17 protein-coding genes are annotated in these 15,492 nt (G+C 72.3%); 4 read left to right on the top strand and 13 right to left on the bottom strand.

Features of this window, described 5'->3' with window-relative positions:
- Positions 1-27: 27 nt before the first annotated feature.
- From ER308_RS11185 to ER308_RS11140, 10 genes are all read right to left on the bottom strand, one after another.
- Positions 28-678 (bottom strand): DUF2510 domain-containing protein, encoded by a 651-nt coding sequence (locus ER308_RS11185; RefSeq protein WP_131155065.1) that lies wholly within the window; start codon positions 676-678, stop codon positions 28-30.
- Complete coding sequence (locus ER308_RS11180) at positions 675-1,532, bottom strand: DUF4328 domain-containing protein (RefSeq protein WP_131156993.1); 858 nt, start codon at positions 1,530-1,532, stop codon at positions 675-677. The genes ER308_RS11185 and ER308_RS11180 overlap by 4 nt, the downstream gene beginning before the upstream one ends.
- Positions 1,533-1,572: 40 nt before the next feature.
- Positions 1,573-2,232 carry an OmpA family protein gene (locus ER308_RS11175; RefSeq protein ID WP_131155064.1) on the bottom strand — a complete coding sequence of 220 codons (660 nt, stop codon included), beginning with the start codon at positions 2,230-2,232 and terminating at the stop codon, positions 1,573-1,575.
- Positions 2,232-2,978 carry a hypothetical protein gene (locus ER308_RS11170; RefSeq protein WP_131155063.1) on the bottom strand — a complete coding sequence of 249 codons (747 nt, stop codon included), beginning with the start codon at positions 2,976-2,978 and terminating at the stop codon, positions 2,232-2,234. Before ER308_RS11170 ends, ER308_RS11175 begins: the two co-directional genes overlap by 1 nt.
- 101 nt (positions 2,979-3,079) lie before the next feature.
- Positions 3,080-4,480 carry a serine/threonine-protein kinase gene (locus ER308_RS22055; RefSeq protein ID WP_205745573.1) on the bottom strand — a complete coding sequence of 467 codons (1,401 nt, stop codon included), beginning with the start codon at positions 4,478-4,480 and terminating at the stop codon, positions 3,080-3,082.
- Positions 4,480-5,118: an RNA polymerase sigma factor gene (locus ER308_RS11160; protein ID WP_131155062.1), complete on the bottom strand. Its 639-nt coding sequence runs from the start codon at positions 5,116-5,118 to the stop codon at positions 4,480-4,482. Before ER308_RS11160 ends, ER308_RS22055 begins: the two co-directional genes overlap by 1 nt.
- A 97-nt stretch (positions 5,119-5,215) precedes the next feature.
- Positions 5,216-6,619, bottom strand: coding sequence for an NAD(P)/FAD-dependent oxidoreductase (locus tag ER308_RS11155; protein ID WP_131155061.1), 1,404 nt, complete (start codon positions 6,617-6,619; stop codon positions 5,216-5,218).
- 167 nt (positions 6,620-6,786) lie between these two features.
- Complete coding sequence (locus ER308_RS11150; protein ID WP_131155060.1) at positions 6,787-7,182, bottom strand: acyl-CoA thioesterase; 396 nt, start codon at positions 7,180-7,182, stop codon at positions 6,787-6,789.
- On the bottom strand, positions 7,097-7,987 hold the full coding sequence (locus ER308_RS11145) for a DUF6198 family protein (protein WP_131155059.1): 891 nt from the start codon (positions 7,985-7,987) through the stop codon (positions 7,097-7,099). The genes ER308_RS11150 and ER308_RS11145 overlap by 86 nt, the downstream gene beginning before the upstream one ends.
- A 242-nt stretch (positions 7,988-8,229) precedes the next feature.
- Positions 8,230-9,225: a sensor histidine kinase gene (locus ER308_RS11140; protein ID WP_165492012.1), complete on the bottom strand. Its 996-nt coding sequence runs from the start codon at positions 9,223-9,225 to the stop codon at positions 8,230-8,232.
- Between the two features lie 288 nt (positions 9,226-9,513).
- On the opposite strand from ER308_RS11140, the gene ER308_RS11135 reads away from it, so the two are divergent.
- Together ER308_RS11135 and ER308_RS11130 are read left to right on the top strand one after the other, a co-directional pair.
- Entirely contained in the window at positions 9,514-9,795 is a 282-nt protein-coding gene (locus ER308_RS11135) for a hypothetical protein (RefSeq protein ID WP_131155057.1), read from the top strand.
- Positions 9,796-9,948: 153 nt separating this feature from the next.
- The gene (locus ER308_RS11130; RefSeq protein ID WP_131155056.1) at positions 9,949-11,055 is read left to right on the top strand and encodes a class I SAM-dependent methyltransferase; all 1,107 of its coding nucleotides are present in this window, start codon (positions 9,949-9,951) and stop codon (positions 11,053-11,055) included.
- A gap of 38 nt (positions 11,056-11,093) precedes the next feature.
- Here ER308_RS11130 and ER308_RS11125 read toward each other — a convergent pair whose 3' ends face one another.
- The 3 genes from ER308_RS11125 to ER308_RS11115 are packed head-to-tail and all read right to left on the bottom strand — an operon-like array spanning position 11,094 to position 13,022.
- Positions 11,094-11,813 (bottom strand): anti-sigma factor domain-containing protein, encoded by a 720-nt coding sequence (locus tag ER308_RS11125; RefSeq protein WP_165492011.1) that lies wholly within the window; start codon positions 11,811-11,813, stop codon positions 11,094-11,096.
- Positions 11,810-12,370, bottom strand: coding sequence for a sigma-70 family RNA polymerase sigma factor (locus ER308_RS11120; protein ID WP_205745572.1), 561 nt, complete (start codon positions 12,368-12,370; stop codon positions 11,810-11,812). The genes ER308_RS11125 and ER308_RS11120 overlap by 4 nt, the downstream gene beginning before the upstream one ends.
- 10 nt (positions 12,371-12,380) lie before the next feature.
- Entirely contained in the window at positions 12,381-13,022 is a 642-nt protein-coding gene (locus tag ER308_RS11115) for a COG4315 family predicted lipoprotein (protein ID WP_131155053.1), read from the bottom strand.
- Between the two features lie 329 nt (positions 13,023-13,351).
- Here ER308_RS11115 and ER308_RS11110 point away from each other — a divergent pair, with 329 nt between their 5' ends.
- Both ER308_RS11110 and ER308_RS11105 read left to right on the top strand, forming a co-directional pair.
- Positions 13,352-14,773 carry a hypothetical protein gene (locus tag ER308_RS11110; protein ID WP_131155052.1) on the top strand — a complete coding sequence of 474 codons (1,422 nt, stop codon included), beginning with the start codon at positions 13,352-13,354 and terminating at the stop codon, positions 14,771-14,773.
- An 81-nt stretch (positions 14,774-14,854) separates the two neighbouring features.
- Entirely contained in the window at positions 14,855-15,487 is a 633-nt protein-coding gene (locus ER308_RS11105; protein WP_131155051.1) for a CAP domain-containing protein, read from the top strand.
- Positions 15,488-15,492 lie beyond the last annotated feature (5 nt).

The raw sequence follows: 15,492 nt of genomic DNA, 5'->3' as shown, positions 1-15,492 counted from the left end.
CCTTTCGGTCACGGGTGGGTCTTGCCGTCAGACCTCCTCGTCGAGGTCCTGCGGTGTCGCGTCGTCGTCGGGCGTGAGGTCGCACACGCGCCACGACTCGTCCTGTTCGCGGAGTTGGGCCCGCCACGCCTGCTCGCCCTCGGGATGCTCGGTGACGAGCGTCGCGTGCCCGACGGGCGACGATCCGCGTGAGGACCGCGCCTCGGCGTCGCGGAGCTCCCCGAGCCGCGCTTCGACCGCCTCCAGGTCCCGCCACACCTCGGCGGAGTCGCGCGCCGCGTCGGGCGGTTCGCACCAGAGGGCCTCCAGCCCGCCCTCGTCGCCGGCCGCGAGCAACTCGGCAGTCGTTCCGGCCGCCTCGAGCGCCCCGATGCCAAGATCGTCGAACCCGGGGAAGTCGGAGAACGCGTCGTCGAACACCCCGAAAACGGTCGTGAACGTCCACGCGGCGAGGCCGCCGAGCGCCAGCAGGGTCACGCAGACGATGACCGTCACCCAGAGCCACGTGCGGCTGCGATTCGCGTCGCCGGAACCGGCTCGTGCCGCGTCGACCGTCCGGGTCGTCCACTGGGCCCCGTCCCAGTAGCGCAGCCCGCCGGAGCCCTCCGGGTCGGGATACCAGCCGCTGGCGGGTGGCCCGGAAGACGGGTGCGGGGGGCTCGGTGGCTCACCGCTCATCGCGTCCCCCCGGGTCGCCACGTCCACTCGAGGCCCACGCGCGCGAGCTGGCGGCGCGTGATGAGCGCCACGACCGCGATCGCGAGCACGGTTGCCGCCGCCTGGGCCGGTAGCGTCACCCACCACGGGAAGAAGAAGTCGACCCCATCGCCGCCCCAGTTCGCCTGGAACTCGAACGTGCTGGCCGTGTAGGCGAGCGCCGCGGCCCACCACGCCGGGATCAGCCATCCCGCGGGCCGCTGGCGTCGACGCCACTCGCGGTCGCGGAAGCGGATGTGGTCGTCGGGGATGCCCGCGGTGTAGGCCTCCCAGGCCATCGAGTAGGGGCGGATGAGGTTCAGCACCGGCACGAACCACGTGCCCACGGCCCAGCCCGTCCCCAGACGCGAGCGGACGTGGCTGAGTCGCGACACGTTCGAGTACACCTGCCAGAACCAGACGATGAACACGACCGTGCTCGCGACTCCCAGCAGGCCCGTCACCACCCCGAGGCCGAGCCACGGCGCGATTGCCCCCGCGAGATCGCCGAACCCGCCGATGTCGGCGACACCGGGGAAGAACAGCAGAGCGGCGACGGTGCCGAGCAGTTCGAGGACGAACGGCGCGGCCAGCAGCACGACGAGCAGTTTCGCGGTCGTCGACAGCTGCCCCGTGAGGGGCGGTGCCGCCGTGACCGCGGGCTGCCCGGGTCCGCCCCCGACCGCCGGGTCAGCCGGGTGATCCCCTGCGCCCGCGGAGGTGTCCCGGGCCTCCTCGGCGCGCACCTCATCGGTCCAGTGCGAGCCGTCCCACCACCGCACACCCCCAGATCCACCCGGGTCCGGGTACCAACCGGCCGGAATCTCCGCGGACATCAGCGCCTCCTCATCTCGTCGTCTGCCGAACCGATCCGACTCACCCGTCCTCGAAGCTGAGCTCGACCCGGCGGTTGCGCGCCCGCCCGTCCTCGAGGTCGTTGCCGTCCTCGTCCTCCTCCGCCGCGATGGGCTCGCGGGAACCGCGCCCCTCGGCCTCGAACGCGATGCCCGACAGCTCGTCGCGATCGGCGAGCTCGGCGATCACCGCCTCGGCACGCTCGAGCGACAGCTGGTCGTTGTAGTCGTCGTCGCCGATCCCGTCGGTGTGCCCCTCGACGAGGACGTCGTCCGGCTCCGCTTCCGCGAGGATCTCGGCGGCCTCGGCGAGCACCTCCATCGCCTCGTCGGTGAGGTCGGACTCGTCGAACTCGAACAGGATGTCGGCGGCGGTGGAGATCTCGGTCCCGTCCTCGCCCTCGGTCACGGTGACGCCGTCGACGTCGCCGTAGAGCGAGGCGATCGTGGCCTCGAGCGCCAGCGGCTCGCCCTCAAGCGGCACCAGCTCGCCCTCGAGCGGCACCGGCGCGTTGCTCGCGCCCGGGAGGTCGGCCACCCCGGGCGCCTCCGGGGCGCGCTCGTCCTGCTCGTCGGCCACCGCGGGCACCGCGAGGAGGAGCAGACCGGCACCGCCGACCCCGAGCGCAGCGGCGAACACGGTCCACGGCGGCCCCCCAGCGGCCAGGGCGCGGGCAGCCATCACTCGAACTCCAAGTCGATCGAGCCGAAGTGCGGGATCTGCACCGTCATCTCGTCGACGTCATCGGGCGGGGCGGGGTAGGTGGCCGACATCCCGACGCTGTCGCCCGAGTTCAGGTTCGGCGCGTCGGAGCTGCACGTGCACCGTCCGTCCGGGTCGCGCATGGGGTAGTGGCGCTGCGCGTTCTCGCTGTCGACGAGCGTCACCCCGTAGATGCTGTGATTGGCGGGGTCGTCGTCGTCGAGCCCGCCGTCCATCATGCTGGGTCCCTCTCCCCAGCCAGACCCCCAGCCCTCGCTCTCGTGCGAGTTCACGATCGTGAACGACAGCTCCACGAGCTCGCCCCGGCGGGCGAACTGGTCGATGTAGGCCGTCACCTCGCCGTCGAGGGGTCCGGGCAGCTCCGCCAGCGGCTCACCCCGTGTCCGTGTCGTTCCGGGCTGCACGCTCCCGTCCTCGGCCTCCCCCTCGGTCTCCTCGTCGTCGGACCCAGCCCCCTCATCGCCACCATCGGGCCCATCGGCTCCGTCGCCGGCCGCCTCGCGCGCCTCCTCGAGCTCGTCCTCCAGCTCGGCGATCCGTTCCTCGTCCTCCCCGTCCTCGGCCTCGTCGCCCGTCTCGGCCTCGGTCTCCTCGTCGTCGACCGTCTCGGTCTCGGCGTCCTCGTCCTCACCGCACGCCATGAGAGCGAACGCCAGCACCACGAGCAGCCCGAGGAGGCCCCCGTGTCTCCACCAGTCCCGCATCGTCATCCCCTTTCGACCCGAACCTTTGGCTCTGCCCTTCACTCCGTTCGTCGCAGCGCCTCCGACGTCGGTTGCAGCGATCTCGACAAGCGATCTCGACATCAGTCCGCGATCACTCGGACGTCGTGGGTCACCTCCAGCGGATCCCCCTCGTCGGGGACACCGAGCAGCCGCACCGTGGCGACCCCGGGCGTCGAGGTGCGGAACTGCAGACGCGACTGGCCTGCGCGCACGGTCCCGTCGGGCGCGATCCACGCCCACCCGTCGACCCCGTCGAGGTCGGCGACGAAGACGGCGGTCTCACCGACGGGCACCTCCTCGGGGCCGGCGAGCGCCACCGACGCATCACCGGCGGAGCGCTCGACGTGGACGTCGCCGTCGCCGAGATCGCGCAGCTCGACGGGATCCCGATCGAGGAGCAGGCCGCCGAGGATCCCGACGCCCAGCCCCACGCCCAGCAAGGCCAGACCCCGCAGGACCCGAACCGGCATGGACGAAGAGCCCTGCCGGGCCGCCTCGCCAGAGGGGGCTGGCAGATCGTGGCGGTCCTGCGGATCGGGTGGAGGGCCGACCCCGTCGTCCGAAGGCCCCTGCGCGAACGTCCCTGGATCACCGGCCCCGGGGTCACCGCCTCCTGCGCGCGGCCCCGCGCCAGGGCCTCTCGGCGGCGCGACCGCAGCGTGCACGCTCCGCCACCACTCCGTGCCGTCGGCATGGCGCTGCCCCGGGTCGTGGGCGAGGCTGCGCTCGAGCACCTCGCCCAGCGACCGCGGCAACCCCGCGGACGCGATGGCGGCTGGCACGTCCTCGACCTGCTCGGGCGCCCGCCCGACGACCAGCCACACGAGCAGTGCCGACAACGCCCACAAGTCAGCGCCGGGGGACACCACCGCGGGCCCGGCGCGTTGCTCGGGCGGGCGGAACCCGTCGGTGCCCCCTGCCGCGGTGAGGCCGGAGTGGCGGGCGAGATCCTTGCAGAGGCCGAGATCGGCGACGAGCAGACGCTCGTCGGCGTCGAGCAGCCCGGAGCTCGCGGACGTGCTCGGCGCCACGGTCGAGCGGATCAGGAGGTTGCCGGGACTCAGGTCCCGGTGCACGAGATCGGCGCGATGGACCGACTCGATCGCCGCGGCCAAGGGCTCGGCGATGGTCAGGACGTCTTGGGGGTGAGCGGCCCATCCCTGCGCGCGGCGCGTGGCGACCCGGTCGGCCAAGGTGCCGCGGTCGGCGTGCTCCAACACGAGGTAGGGCTGTTGGCGATCGGTCTCGCCGAGGTCGTGAACGCTGACGACGTGTGGACTGTCGATGCGCCGCAACACCCGGCCCTCGTCCAGGAAGCGTTCCCGCACCTCGGGGTCGAGGCTGTGGTTCTCCGCGAGCACCTTCACCGCGACGGTGTCGCCGAGACGTTCGTCCTCGGCGCGGTGCACGGTCGCGAACGCGCCGGTGCCGATCACCTCGACGAGGCGGAACCGCCCGACCCACTCGAGGGCACCCCGCATCAACGCGCGCCCTCGCCCGGGAACGGCTCCAGCATCGTCGCCAGCAGCGCGCGCCCGCGGGCGACATGGGCCTTCACGGTGTTCTCGTTGCGGTCGAGACGGTCGGCGATCTCGCCGTAGGGCAGACGCTCGACGTCACGCAGCCGCACCGGCTCGCGGTAGTGCTCGGGCAGACGCGAGAGCAGCTGTCGCGCGGTCTCGCGCCCCGCGATGAGCGAACTCATGCGCTCGGCGTCACCGACGTCCTCGGCCTCGAGCGGGGATGTGGCGCGCTGACGCCGCAGGTGGTCGACCGCACGGTTGCGAGCGAGCGCGTGCAACCAGGTCGAGAAGCGGGCCTCGCCGCGGAACGATCCCACCGACGTCGCCACGCCCACCAGCACGTCCTGGGCGACGTCCTCGACCGCAGCCTCGTCGACCAGGACCCGCGCGACCGCGCGGCGCGCGAGGCCCGACTCGTCGATCGCCTCCACGAGCAGCTCCAGCGCGACCGCATCGTCCGCGGCGCGCGTCGCCAACTGCTCCATCGCGTCGTCCCACTGCCCCGAGTCCCCACGGAGTCCCGCCAGACGACGGCGCGCAGCGCCCTCGTCGCCACGCGCCAGCGCATCAGTGAGGCCTGCGACGTCCCACGTCACGCGCCCCCCGATACCTGTCGTTCACCGTATCCGCACCCCTTCCCTGGCGGAGTCTAGGCATCCGCTGATCCGGGCGTCGAGCTCGGGGGCGGGACCCTCACCGAGTGGGGCCGGGGCGACGCAGCCGCGAGCGGAGCACCCGCGCGCGAAGCACCCGCGCGACGGTGGTCGGATGCAGCAGCCGGGATGGCGGGTCGACGAGGCCCGCGACGCGCACGAACCGCGCCGCGAGCTCCGGTTCGTGGGCAGCCGCGGCGTGCAGGCTCGCCAGGTAGCGGTTGATGGCCCGGGCGGGCACGCCGCGCCGTCCCTCGACCGCACGGACCGCGAGATCAGCCCCGATCGCCTGGTCCCACGCGGTGTCCACCACCGGCGCGATGGCGGTGAACCAGGTGCGGGGGGTGGGGACATCGCCCGAGCGCAGCAGTCGTCTCAGGCTGGTCGCCTCGATCGAGGCCACCGACATCCCCTGTCCGTAGATCGGGTTGAAGGAGCACACCGCGTCGCCGGCGACCAGCAGGCCCGCGGGGAACGCGTCCAGGCGCTCGTAGTAGCGGCGACGGTTCGCGGGGAACCGGTAGTTCGCCGCCTCGTCCAACGCCTCGCCCTCGCGGATGGCCTCCCCGATGTCGCCGATCGGCAGGTCGCGCGCGAACTGCTCGAAGCCCGCGACGTCGGTGGGGACGCGCTCGCCGGCCATCGTGAACAGCGTGAGGATCCAGCTGCCGTCCTCCACGTGGGTCATCGCCGCGCCGCGGGGCCCGTCGGCCATCGGGCCGACGAGCACGTGCTGATCGCCGTCGAGTGCACCCTCGGGGAGCCGAAAGCGCCGGGTCACGTACCGCAGCTCGATAGGGAGCTCGCCCACCTCCGGCTCGGCGTAGCCGTGAGCGGCCAGCCAGTCCGGCACGGGGGAGCGCCGTCCGGAACAGTCCACGACGAGCTCGGCGCGCAGCAACTCCGGATCGTCCCCGCCGGGGGTGCCGATGTGCACGCCGACCACACGCGCGCTCGCATCATCGAGGGCCAGGTCGACGACCCGGCAACCCTCCCGGAGGGTGACCGTCGGTACCTCGCGCACACGCCGACGCACGTGCGCCTCGACGAACGGTCGGCTGGCGAACAGCGCGCGGTGGCCGGTCCGAGCCGGCGCCAACCGGTGACCGTTGAGGCACATCCGGATCCGGTCGGTCTCCCCGGTCGCGGCCCCGTCGTCGACCAGCTCGTCGCCGAGAGCCGGGAAGAGGCTCTCGAGCGCGGCCGCCCCCGAGGGCAGCAGCAGATGCAGGTGCCGATCCTGGGGCACGCCCTTGCGGTGGGCGACGTCCGGGGGGATCCGGTCACGGTCGAGGACGGTCACCCGTCCGAACCGTTCGGCGAGCGCCTTAGCGATCGCCAGCCCGGCCATGCCCGCGCCGATCACGAGCGCGTGCCCGGCCCCAGTATCCGGGGCTTGCGGCCCCGCTGCTCCTGGACGCTGCCGCGCGGCCTCCTCGCTCATGACGCCCGACTCCCTCCCGCGGAGTGACGGCCTCCGATGCCTGCCGCCCGCCGATCCCGCCGGTCCGGTCGCTCCCTCGAGGCCGCGGGACGCTACGCGTCGCCGTCGGACGAGACCAGCCCGAATCTCCACCGGATGTGCCGGTACGCCGGTGCGGTCCGCACCGGTCACCCGCGCAGGGCGTCGAGGGCTTCGGCCAACCCTGCGGGACCCCGGCAGGGACGGCCGTCCGAATCGGTGATCGCATTGCGCACCCAGGCGGTCGCGAGCGTCCGGGCCCCACGCGAGATGGTCTGTTCCCAGCGAGCCGAGGCGGCCCGCAGTTCGGTGAGCACGGAGGTCACCGTCAGTCGATCGCCCAGGACCGCCGGCTGCTCGAAGCGTACGAGCACCTCGACGATGGGGACGTGAAAGCCGTCGCGCTGCATCCGATCGAGCGGCATGCCGACCGCTTCGAGCGCGGCGACGCGACCGATCTCACAGTAGGTGAGGTACACCGCGTGGTTGACGTGCCCGTACGGGTCGAGGTCCGAGAACCGGACATCCAGTTCGGTCGCATGCATTGGCTTCCTCGGAGGACGGACCGGGGGGCGGGGCGGGCGGCAACGCCCAGGCCAGCAGGTGACCGATCGAGGCCGCGATGATGACCGTGGCAAGCCCCGCGGGACCTCCGGCGAGCCATCCCACCGCGCTCGCGGTCGCCTCGAGCCCGGTGCGCGCCCACCGCATCGGCACCCCGCGTGCGCGCAGGCCCTGGGTCAGCACCTCCACGGCGCCTCCCCCCAATCGCGCACTGACGATGAGCGAAACCGCCGCGACGATCGCGACCAGCGCAAGAGCGAGCATCGCGGTGCCCGCGAAGGCGTTGGCAGCAGCCGGCACCACGGCGCGGGCCGCGTCGACGGTGGGCCCCACGACCGCGACGGTGACCAGCGTCCCGGGTCCGACGGCCCGGCGTCCGCCCATCGCGACCCCGAGACCGATCGCGAGCGCCCCGGCAGCCACCGCCGCGGCCCCGTGACTGGCACCGAGTTGTGCCGCGATGCCGCCGATCAGCACGTCCCAGGGGCCGGCACCCAGTTCGGCCTGCAACAGCAGCGCGATCGCGAAGCCCAGCAGGGTGGAGCCCGCGAGCAGGGCGCCGCCACGAGCGACCGTCGGCGCGGCACCGACCCGGCCGAGTGCGTGGTGAGTGCGCGTGTGCACGGCCTGCTCGACGCGGCGGGCGGCCGCAGCGTCCCGCTCGGCGTGTTCGCACAACACGGTCAGCGGCCGACGCCGGGGGACCGACGGCAGTTCGGCTCCGAGCTCGGCGAGGCGCAGGGTGGCGGGGCTGGCGGCGGGGTGGATGGTCGGGATGGCAGGCAAGGGAGCGCTTCTTCTCGTGGAGGGTCGGGACGTGCGGCGGCGTGCGGGCCCACGGCCCCCATCGGCGCGCACTTCCGCCGGTAAACGCCCACGCAGGGTGGGACGCACTGCGATGGGTGACCGTCGGGGAGCCGCTTTGCCCCTCCCGGGGCCGTCCGGACAGGTGCGCACCGCAGGCCCGCACGCCGCCGTGTGGGCCAACGCGTCCGCGCCGGACGGCATTCCCGAGCCCGGCTTGTCTTTCAGCGGGGGGTGGCCGCGCGAGCGACCGAGGGCAGGTCGACGTGCACCCGCACGACGGTGCGGTGCGCGTGGCTGCGGATCTGGACCAGGTCGGCGAGCTGGCGGGTGCGCCACAGCCCTCCGCCGGGACGCTCGGCGGTCGGCGGGGTGTATCCGGTCAGGGGGTCCAGGGAGCCGTCGGCATCGATCGGGCCGTAGTCGCTCACCTCGCAGACCAGCCGTGCCTCACCCCACCAGAAGCGGCCCCGGTCGGGAAGGGCGTGCACCCATGCGTTGGTGGCGACCTCCCCGACCGCCTCCACGAAGGCCTCGAGGCGGTGATCGGGCAGTCCCGCGCCCCGACCCAGCTCACGCGCGGCTGAGCACGCCTCGTCGGGCGCGGGGCAGATCAGCTCCTGCACCGCCCCCGAGGGCCAGGGCAGGGGCCCGAGGTGCTCGTCGGCCAAAAGCTCCCGAGGTCCGACGTAGGCCTCGCTGGGCCGGCGTCCGTCCCGTTCGACCAACTCGGCATGGCTCCGGCGCGCTTGCGCGATCCACCGCGAGGGGACCGCCTCGAGGTCGTAGAGACAGACCGCCGCCACACCCGCCAGGCCGGCGACCTCGTTGAACGCGGCATCGATCAGGGACAGTTCCCGGGCGTCCTCGTGCGAGGCCGAGGCCAGCGGCGGCTCGCTCAACAGGCGCACCCGCTGCCCCCGAGCGAGCTCGGCCTCGCACCATCGCAGCGTCTCGCCCAGGAGCGGCGACGGACGGGCGTAGCGCTCGTCGTTGCGCTGCCATTGCACGGCCTCGATCTCGGCCTCCTGCAGCCCCGCACGGATCGCAGCCAGCTTCGCCGGCGTGGCGCCGACCAGGACGGCCTCACCCTCGCGCACCCCCTCGCGCACGAAGGGCACAACCGAGTCGACGAGGCCATCGTGACCGGCGTGAAACAGCGCCTCGTGACGCAATTCGTTAGTGGGCTGCTGCAGCAGGGCCCTCACCTTCTTCCACACGCAGACGCCCCGACCACCCCCCGCCGTGGCGGCACCCTTGGGACGGCAGGGGTCACTGGCGGGCGCACGACTCCGCACCGTCGCGGTAGTCCGCCCACGAGGCGGAGTGCCAACCGGCGCCCGAGCTTCCGACACCGCTGACGCTTAGCGCGCTCCACTGTGACCAGGCTGCCGAACTCGAAACCTCCGCTACCGACCCGCGGGCTGCCACGCGGACGGCCGCGCCCCTGCGGTCATCTGCCCACCAGCGCATGCATGAGTCCGCGCCGCGCCTGCAAGACTGCTCGCATGAGCGCACACGACATCGACGTCCAACCCACGGGCACACCCGACACGTTCGACGTGACGGTGAGCAGCGACAGCGGCACGACCCGTCACCGGGTGACCGTGCCCGATCGCGCGCAGGCCGGCCTCCCCCAGGGGGTCGAGGCCGACCGGCTCGTCCGCACGTCGTTCGTCTTCCTGCTCGAGCGCGAGCCCGCCAGCGCCATCCTGCCGGAGTTCTCGCTCGACACGATCACCCGGTACTTCCACGAGTACCCCGATGAGATGACCAAGCGCCACCCCTGATCCGCCCCCGCGGCTCGGTCCCCGGCGTGGGTGAATCCACCCATCCGCCCGCAAGCCATGTTGCGCATTCCGCCCGATGAGGCGCGCGGCACCACGCCCGTAGTGTCCTCCCGTAGCGGCCTGACCGACGGCCGCCGGGAGAAAGGGGAGGCGATGACCACCGACCTCGAACACCGCGGGAGCACAGCCGAGCCCTCACCCGACCCCGCCGCCGTGGAAGCCTTCGCGGAGCGGGTGTTCGGCTACTACACCGGCGGCATGGTCACCTACATGATCGATGTCGGCCATCGCACGGGCCTGCTGGACCGGCTCGCGGAGGCCCCAGCCTCGAGCGACGAGCTCGCCGCTCGTGGCGGAGCGAGCGAACGCTACGTCCGGGAGTGGCTCGCGGCCCTGACCGCTGCCGGCGTCGTCAGCTACGACCCACGGACCGTCCGCTACGAGCTGCCAACCGAGCACGCGGTCTGCCTCACCGGCGGCGGTGCCCTCAACCTCGCGCCGCAGAGCCAGATCACCTCGCTGCTGGCCACCTACGTCCCCGACGTCGCCCGAGCGTTCACCGAGGGCGGCGGGGTCCCGTTCGAGGCCTATCGACCCGCCTTCACCAATGTCATGGACGGCCTCTCACGCGGCGTCCTGGACAGCACCCTCATGGAGGGCATCCTGCCGTGCGCGAGCCCGTTGCCCGAGCGCATGCTTCACGGCATCCGTGTCGCCGACGTGGGCTGTGGCACCGGACACTCCACCAACCTCATGGCCCGCCACTACCCGGCCTCGAGGTTCGTGGGCTACGACATCGCCACCCACGCGCTCGATCGGGCGCGCGAGGAAGCGGCCGGCTGGGCGCTGGGCAACGTCTCGTTCGACGCGCGCGACGCGCGCGAACTGCCCGTGGACCCCCCGTTCGACGCCGTGTTCGCGTTCGATGTCATCCACGATCTGGTGGATCCCGCGGGCGTGCTCCGACGGATCCACGACGCCCTGGCACCCGGCGGCGTGTTCGTGATGTACGACGTCGACGCGGCCAGCTCCCTGGAGGACAACCTCGACCATCCGCTGGCCCCGTTCATCTACTCGGTGAGCACCCTGCACTGCCTGACCGTCTCGCTGTCCGAGGACGGCGCGGGTCTGGGAACCGCGTGGGGGCGCGACCGGGCCACCGGCCTGTTGGGCGACGCCGGCTTCGCCGAGATCGGGGTGCACGACCTGCCCGACGACCCGCTGAACTGCCTCTACGTCGCGTCCAAGGCGACGCGCTGACCGAGCGCGCGCAGCCCGTCGGCCGTCCTCGCACACCGTCAGTTCAACGTGGTGCGCACGAGCGCGTCGCCCTCGGCGTCGAGGTACGGATGCGCGGTGATCGTCAACGCGTCGTAGTCCTCCAGCGCGCCGCCGCAGGTCAGCGACGCGTCGACCTCGCCGTCCTCGTCGGGCAGCACGGTGCCGGCGCTGACCCGGTCCCCGGAGGGCAGCTCCAGCCAGACGTGGTAGTAGGCCACGTCCGGGTCCGGCTGCAGGCCCCGCGCCTCGAGCTGCAGCTGCACGCCGGAGGGGGAGTCGCGCAGCCGCGCCTCGCCGTCGATGGCCCTCTCGAGGCCCTCGTCCGGTCCGCTGTCGCCGAGTGCCACCACATCGTCCGCGGGGGGATCGCCGGCCACCGTCGCGACGGTCGCGGCCGCTCCGAGCGCGACCCCGATCAGCACGGCGGCCGCGACGGTGAGCACGAGCCGAGCCCAGGAGGATGGCCGGTCGGGCTCGGCAGGCTCCAGCGCAGCGCTGGTGACCACGCGGTCGCGCAGGTCCGGCGGCACGCGGGGCGGGGTCTCCGCGGCCAGTTCCAACAGGTCCGGCAGACCGGACAGCTCGTCGAGCTCGGCGCGGCACGCCGGGCAGCTGGCGAGGTGCACGTCGACGACGGCGACCTCGCGCTCCTCGAGGCCCCCGAGCACGTACCCGCCGAGCTCCTCGCGGATGCCCTCGCAGGCTTCGTCGCCGTGTCGATCGTCCCGGGTGCTCACGGTGCCTCCCCCAGCTCCTCGAGAGCCAGCCGGAACGCCTTGAGCGCGTAGTAGGTGCGTGACTTGACGGTGCCCAACGGCAGGCCCAGCTGCTCGGCGGCCTCGGCCTGACTGCACCCGCGGAAGTAGACGAGCTCCAGCACACGACGGTGCTCGTGGGACAGCCGCTCCAGCGCCGCTCGGACCATCTCTGCCTGCAGCAGGTGCTCCAGCTCGTCGTTCTCATCGGGCACGGCGCGGTCCGGCAGCGGCCACGTGGGCCGGTCGGCGGGCCGGCGCCGGTGCAGGTCGACGGTGGCGTTCCGCGCGATCGCCATGATCCAGGTCCGCACCGAGCCCCGCTGGGGGTCGTAGCGGCCCGCGTGCCGCCACACCTGCAGGAGCACCTGTTGCACGAGTTCCTCCGCTAGGGCCGCGTCGCCGAGGCGCCGCAGCGCGAAGCCGTACAGCGGGCCCGCATAGGCGTCGTAGAGCGCGGCGAGAGCCCCCCGGTCGCCCTCGGCCACGCCCGCGACCAGACGCGCCTGCTCGGACCGCTCGCGCTGGACGGCGTCCACCTCCCCGGCCTCAGTAGCCGGTGTCCATCTCGCCCTCGCCGTCCCCGTCGTCCTCGTCGGCGTCATCGGCGGAGCCGGTGATCTCCTCGCCGTCGGGGCTCACGAGGTACCAGACATCCTCGACGCCTTGGCCGTCGGTGTCACCCGGTTCCTCGTCCGCGATCCAGTAGTACAGGGGCCAGTCGCCGTAGGTCACCTGCTCCTCGCCGTCGTCGCGGGTCGTCGTGCTGACGAGGTCCTCGTCGACCCCCTCGCCCGCCTCGACGTCGTCGTCGACGAGCAACGGTGGCCAGTTCTCCGCGCACTCGTCGTAGCAGACACTCTCGCCGCCCTCGTCCTGGGTGAACAGGTAGAGCGTCATGCCCTCCCCGTCGACGAGGAACTCGCCGAGGTCGCCGTCCTCGATCCGGAGCCCCACGTCGGCCTCCGCGGCGTCGTCTTCCTCGGCCGGTTCGTCGTCGGGCTCGTCGACGTCGGGTTCGTCGTCGGCCGGTTCGTCGGGCTCGTCGTCGTCCGGATCGCCGTCGGGTTCCTCGTCAGCGGGGTCGCCATCGGTGTCGGCCGCCGGCTCGTCGACGTCGTCCGCGCACCCCGCCACCAGCAGCAACGCCCCCAGCACGATCAGCAGTCTGCGCAACGGTCCCAGTACCATCACGAGCCTCCGTGTCGACGGGTTCCTCGCGAGGGGATACGCAGCGCACGTCGCGGAAGTTCACCGGCGCGGCCACGGTCCGAACCGGGGGCCACGGCGCGGATGCCCGGTGCGTCGCGAGCGGGCGTCCACGCTGTCACCGGTCACGGCCTAATGCCCGTTCCGTTGAGGACGACGCGGAGGACGTGGCGTTCTCATCCCGGCATCGCATTGCCCGAAAGGGAGTGGATGGTCGTCACCGGAAGGTCACCGAACCCGCTAGTATCAACGCTTCCACAGACGGGAGGTACGTGATGAGGTTGCTTGTCTTCGCATTTACCGCGGGCTTGATGCTACTACTCACGGCATGCGGGTCAGGCGCGCAGGAGGATCCTCGGGGGGCGCTGGACGAGGCGCTAGAGAATTTGGCGGGCAGCGGCGGGACAACCATCGACACGTCAGTACTGGCCGATCAGGACTCGCTGATTGCCCTCTTCCAGGATGACGGACTCGAACCCGAGCATGCCGAGACGTGGCTCAACTCCTCGCTGCGCACGTCGTTCGGGTTCGACGACGACGCGTTCGAGTTCGCTGCGGTCGTGGATGGCGGGGACGCGTTCGAGATGCGTGCCGAGGGTCAGGACGAGATCTTCGTGCGCGTGGACGTCGACCACCTGGTCGAGGTGTTCGACGGCAGCGAGTCCGAGGTCCAGGAGATGGAGATGGCCCTGGGCATGTTCGGCGGGATGTTGCAGTTCCCCACGAGCGCGCTCTTCGACGGCGAGTGGATCGCGATCGTGGGCGTGGAGGAGGCCCTCGAACAGCTCGAGGAGCTCGACGACGGCCAGATGGGCGACGAGTCCTTCTCCGATCTCGAGGAGGCCTTCGAGGAGGCCGAGGAGGAGATCCTCGAGGACCTCGAGCGGCTCTACGAGGAGGACGTCGCGGTCGAGTACGTCGACTCCGACGACGTCGGGGAGCACCTCGCGGTCAGCGCGCCCCTGCCCGCGGTGGCCCGGTTCGTCGAGGACACCGGGAACCTCGTCTTCGACGCACCGGCCGGCCCCGGTGCCGAGGACCTCGACATGGGCGACGTCCCCGACGAGGAGTTCACGACCGACGTCTGGGTCGACGGCGGTGAGCTGACCCGCATCGAGGCGGACTTCACCCAGTTCGCGGACTGGGACGTGGCCGACGCCGACGAGATGCCCGACGACGTCGAGTCGTTCGGTGTGCGGCTCGACTTCGAGGAGTTCAGCGGTGCCATCGACGTGCCCGAGGACGCGGCCGAGTGGGACGTGGTCGGCGTCGTCGAGGGCTTCCAGAGCATGTTCGGCGACATGCTCGATCCCGCCGACGACCCCCTTCTGAACGACGAGGAGCTCTTCGACGACGAGCTCGAACTCGACGAGGACGACCTGTTCGATGACGAGTTCGACGACGAGTTCGACGACGAGTTCAGCGGGCCGGAGGGCGGCTACGCCGTAATGTTCGCCGAGGGCCTGGCCTACCAGCAGGCGCCCGGCAGCGTGCACGAACCGGACTTCGGCTTCGACGAGGGCGACGCGGTCGACGACGTCGACGCGTGGGAGGACCTCGCCGAGCAGGCGCCGGAGCTCGACCCCGACGTGAGCGTGGAGCTGTTCACCGAGGGCGGTGGCGTCACGGCCGTCGGTGTGCACGACCAGTTCGACGACTCCGAGGCCTGCGTGCTGGTGGAGGGCGCGAACGACTTCGACGAGCTCACGGTCGAACCCGAACCCTGCCCCTGAGCCGGACATCCGTGCGAGTCGCGTCATGTCGGCCGCGCTCATTGTTGAAGGTCGTGCCCCAACCGGCCGATGCCCTCACCAATGGGCGCGGGGCAGCGGACACGAGGCCTGACCGGCCGCGAGATCGGCGGCCTGGTCCTGCTCGTGGTCTCGCTCGGGGTCGCGGCGGCGCTCCTGCCCGTCGACGACCCCGAGCCCCCGTCGGCAGCCGAGTCCCGCGACATCGGGTGGCAGGACCCCGCCGACGCGGACGAGCTCGCGCACGACATCCTCGAACGGGTCAACGACGAGCGTGCCGAACGCGGGGGGACCCCCCTCGACTGGGATCCGGACCTCGCGGAGCTGGCGCGCGGGTGGTCCGAGGAGATGATCGCGTTCGGCCGGTTCGAGCACTCCCCCGACGACTACCGTGAGCACCACCGCTTCGTCGCCACCGGCGAGAACATCGCCATCGACTCTCGGACCACCGCGGAGGCCCACGTGGGGCTGATGCGCTCGGAGGGGCACCGCCACGCGATCCTCGAGCACCGGTTCGACGCGGTCGGCATCGGTGTCGTCTGCCGCGACGACGGGGTGCTGTGGGTCACCCAGATCTTCGGGCAGCAGCGGTCGGAGCGGCCGGGACCCGCGATGGACCGCGCCGAGGACCCGATCGACCGCGACGACCGAGGTGTCGCCTGCCCGTCCTCGGACGCGTTGCCCACCGATCCCTGAGCCAC

It is taken from the genome of Egibacter rhizosphaerae, assembly GCF_004322855.1.
GTDB classification, from domain to species: domain Bacteria; phylum Actinomycetota; class Nitriliruptoria; order Euzebyales; family Egibacteraceae; genus Egibacter; species Egibacter rhizosphaerae.
This window is presented reverse-complemented; position numbering and strand designations above follow the sequence as displayed.

Bases quoted from the DNA above. Each gene is read 5' to 3' on its own strand.
- ER308_RS11185 (WP_131155065.1), bottom strand. From the start codon at position 678: ATGAGCGGTGAGCCACCGAGCCCCCCGCACCCGTCTTCCGGGCCACCC.
- ER308_RS11180 (WP_131156993.1), bottom strand. From the start codon at position 1,532: ATGTCCGCGGAGATTCCGGCCGGTTGGTACCCGGACCCGGGTGGATCT.
- ER308_RS11175 (WP_131155064.1), bottom strand. From the start codon at position 2,232: ATGGCTGCCCGCGCCCTGGCCGCTGGGGGGCCGCCGTGGACCGTGTTC.
- ER308_RS11170 (WP_131155063.1), bottom strand. From the start codon at position 2,978: ATGCGGGACTGGTGGAGACACGGGGGCCTCCTCGGGCTGCTCGTGGTG.
- ER308_RS22055 (WP_205745573.1), bottom strand. From the start codon at position 4,480: ATGCGGGGTGCCCTCGAGTGGGTCGGGCGGTTCCGCCTCGTCGAGGTG.
- ER308_RS11155 (WP_131155061.1), bottom strand. From the start codon at position 6,619: ATGAGCGAGGAGGCCGCGCGGCAGCGTCCAGGAGCAGCGGGGCCGCAA.
- ER308_RS11150 (WP_131155060.1), bottom strand. From the start codon at position 7,182: ATGCATGCGACCGAACTGGATGTCCGGTTCTCGGACCTCGACCCGTAC.
- ER308_RS11135 (WP_131155057.1), top strand. From the start codon at position 9,514: ATGAGCGCACACGACATCGACGTCCAACCCACGGGCACACCCGACACG.
- ER308_RS11130 (WP_131155056.1), top strand. From the start codon at position 9,949: ATGACCACCGACCTCGAACACCGCGGGAGCACAGCCGAGCCCTCACCC.
- ER308_RS11115 (WP_131155053.1), bottom strand. From the start codon at position 13,022: ATGGTACTGGGACCGTTGCGCAGACTGCTGATCGTGCTGGGGGCGTTG.
- ER308_RS11110 (WP_131155052.1), top strand. From the start codon at position 13,352: ATGCTACTACTCACGGCATGCGGGTCAGGCGCGCAGGAGGATCCTCGG.
- ER308_RS11105 (WP_131155051.1), top strand. From the start codon at position 14,855: ATGGGCGCGGGGCAGCGGACACGAGGCCTGACCGGCCGCGAGATCGGC.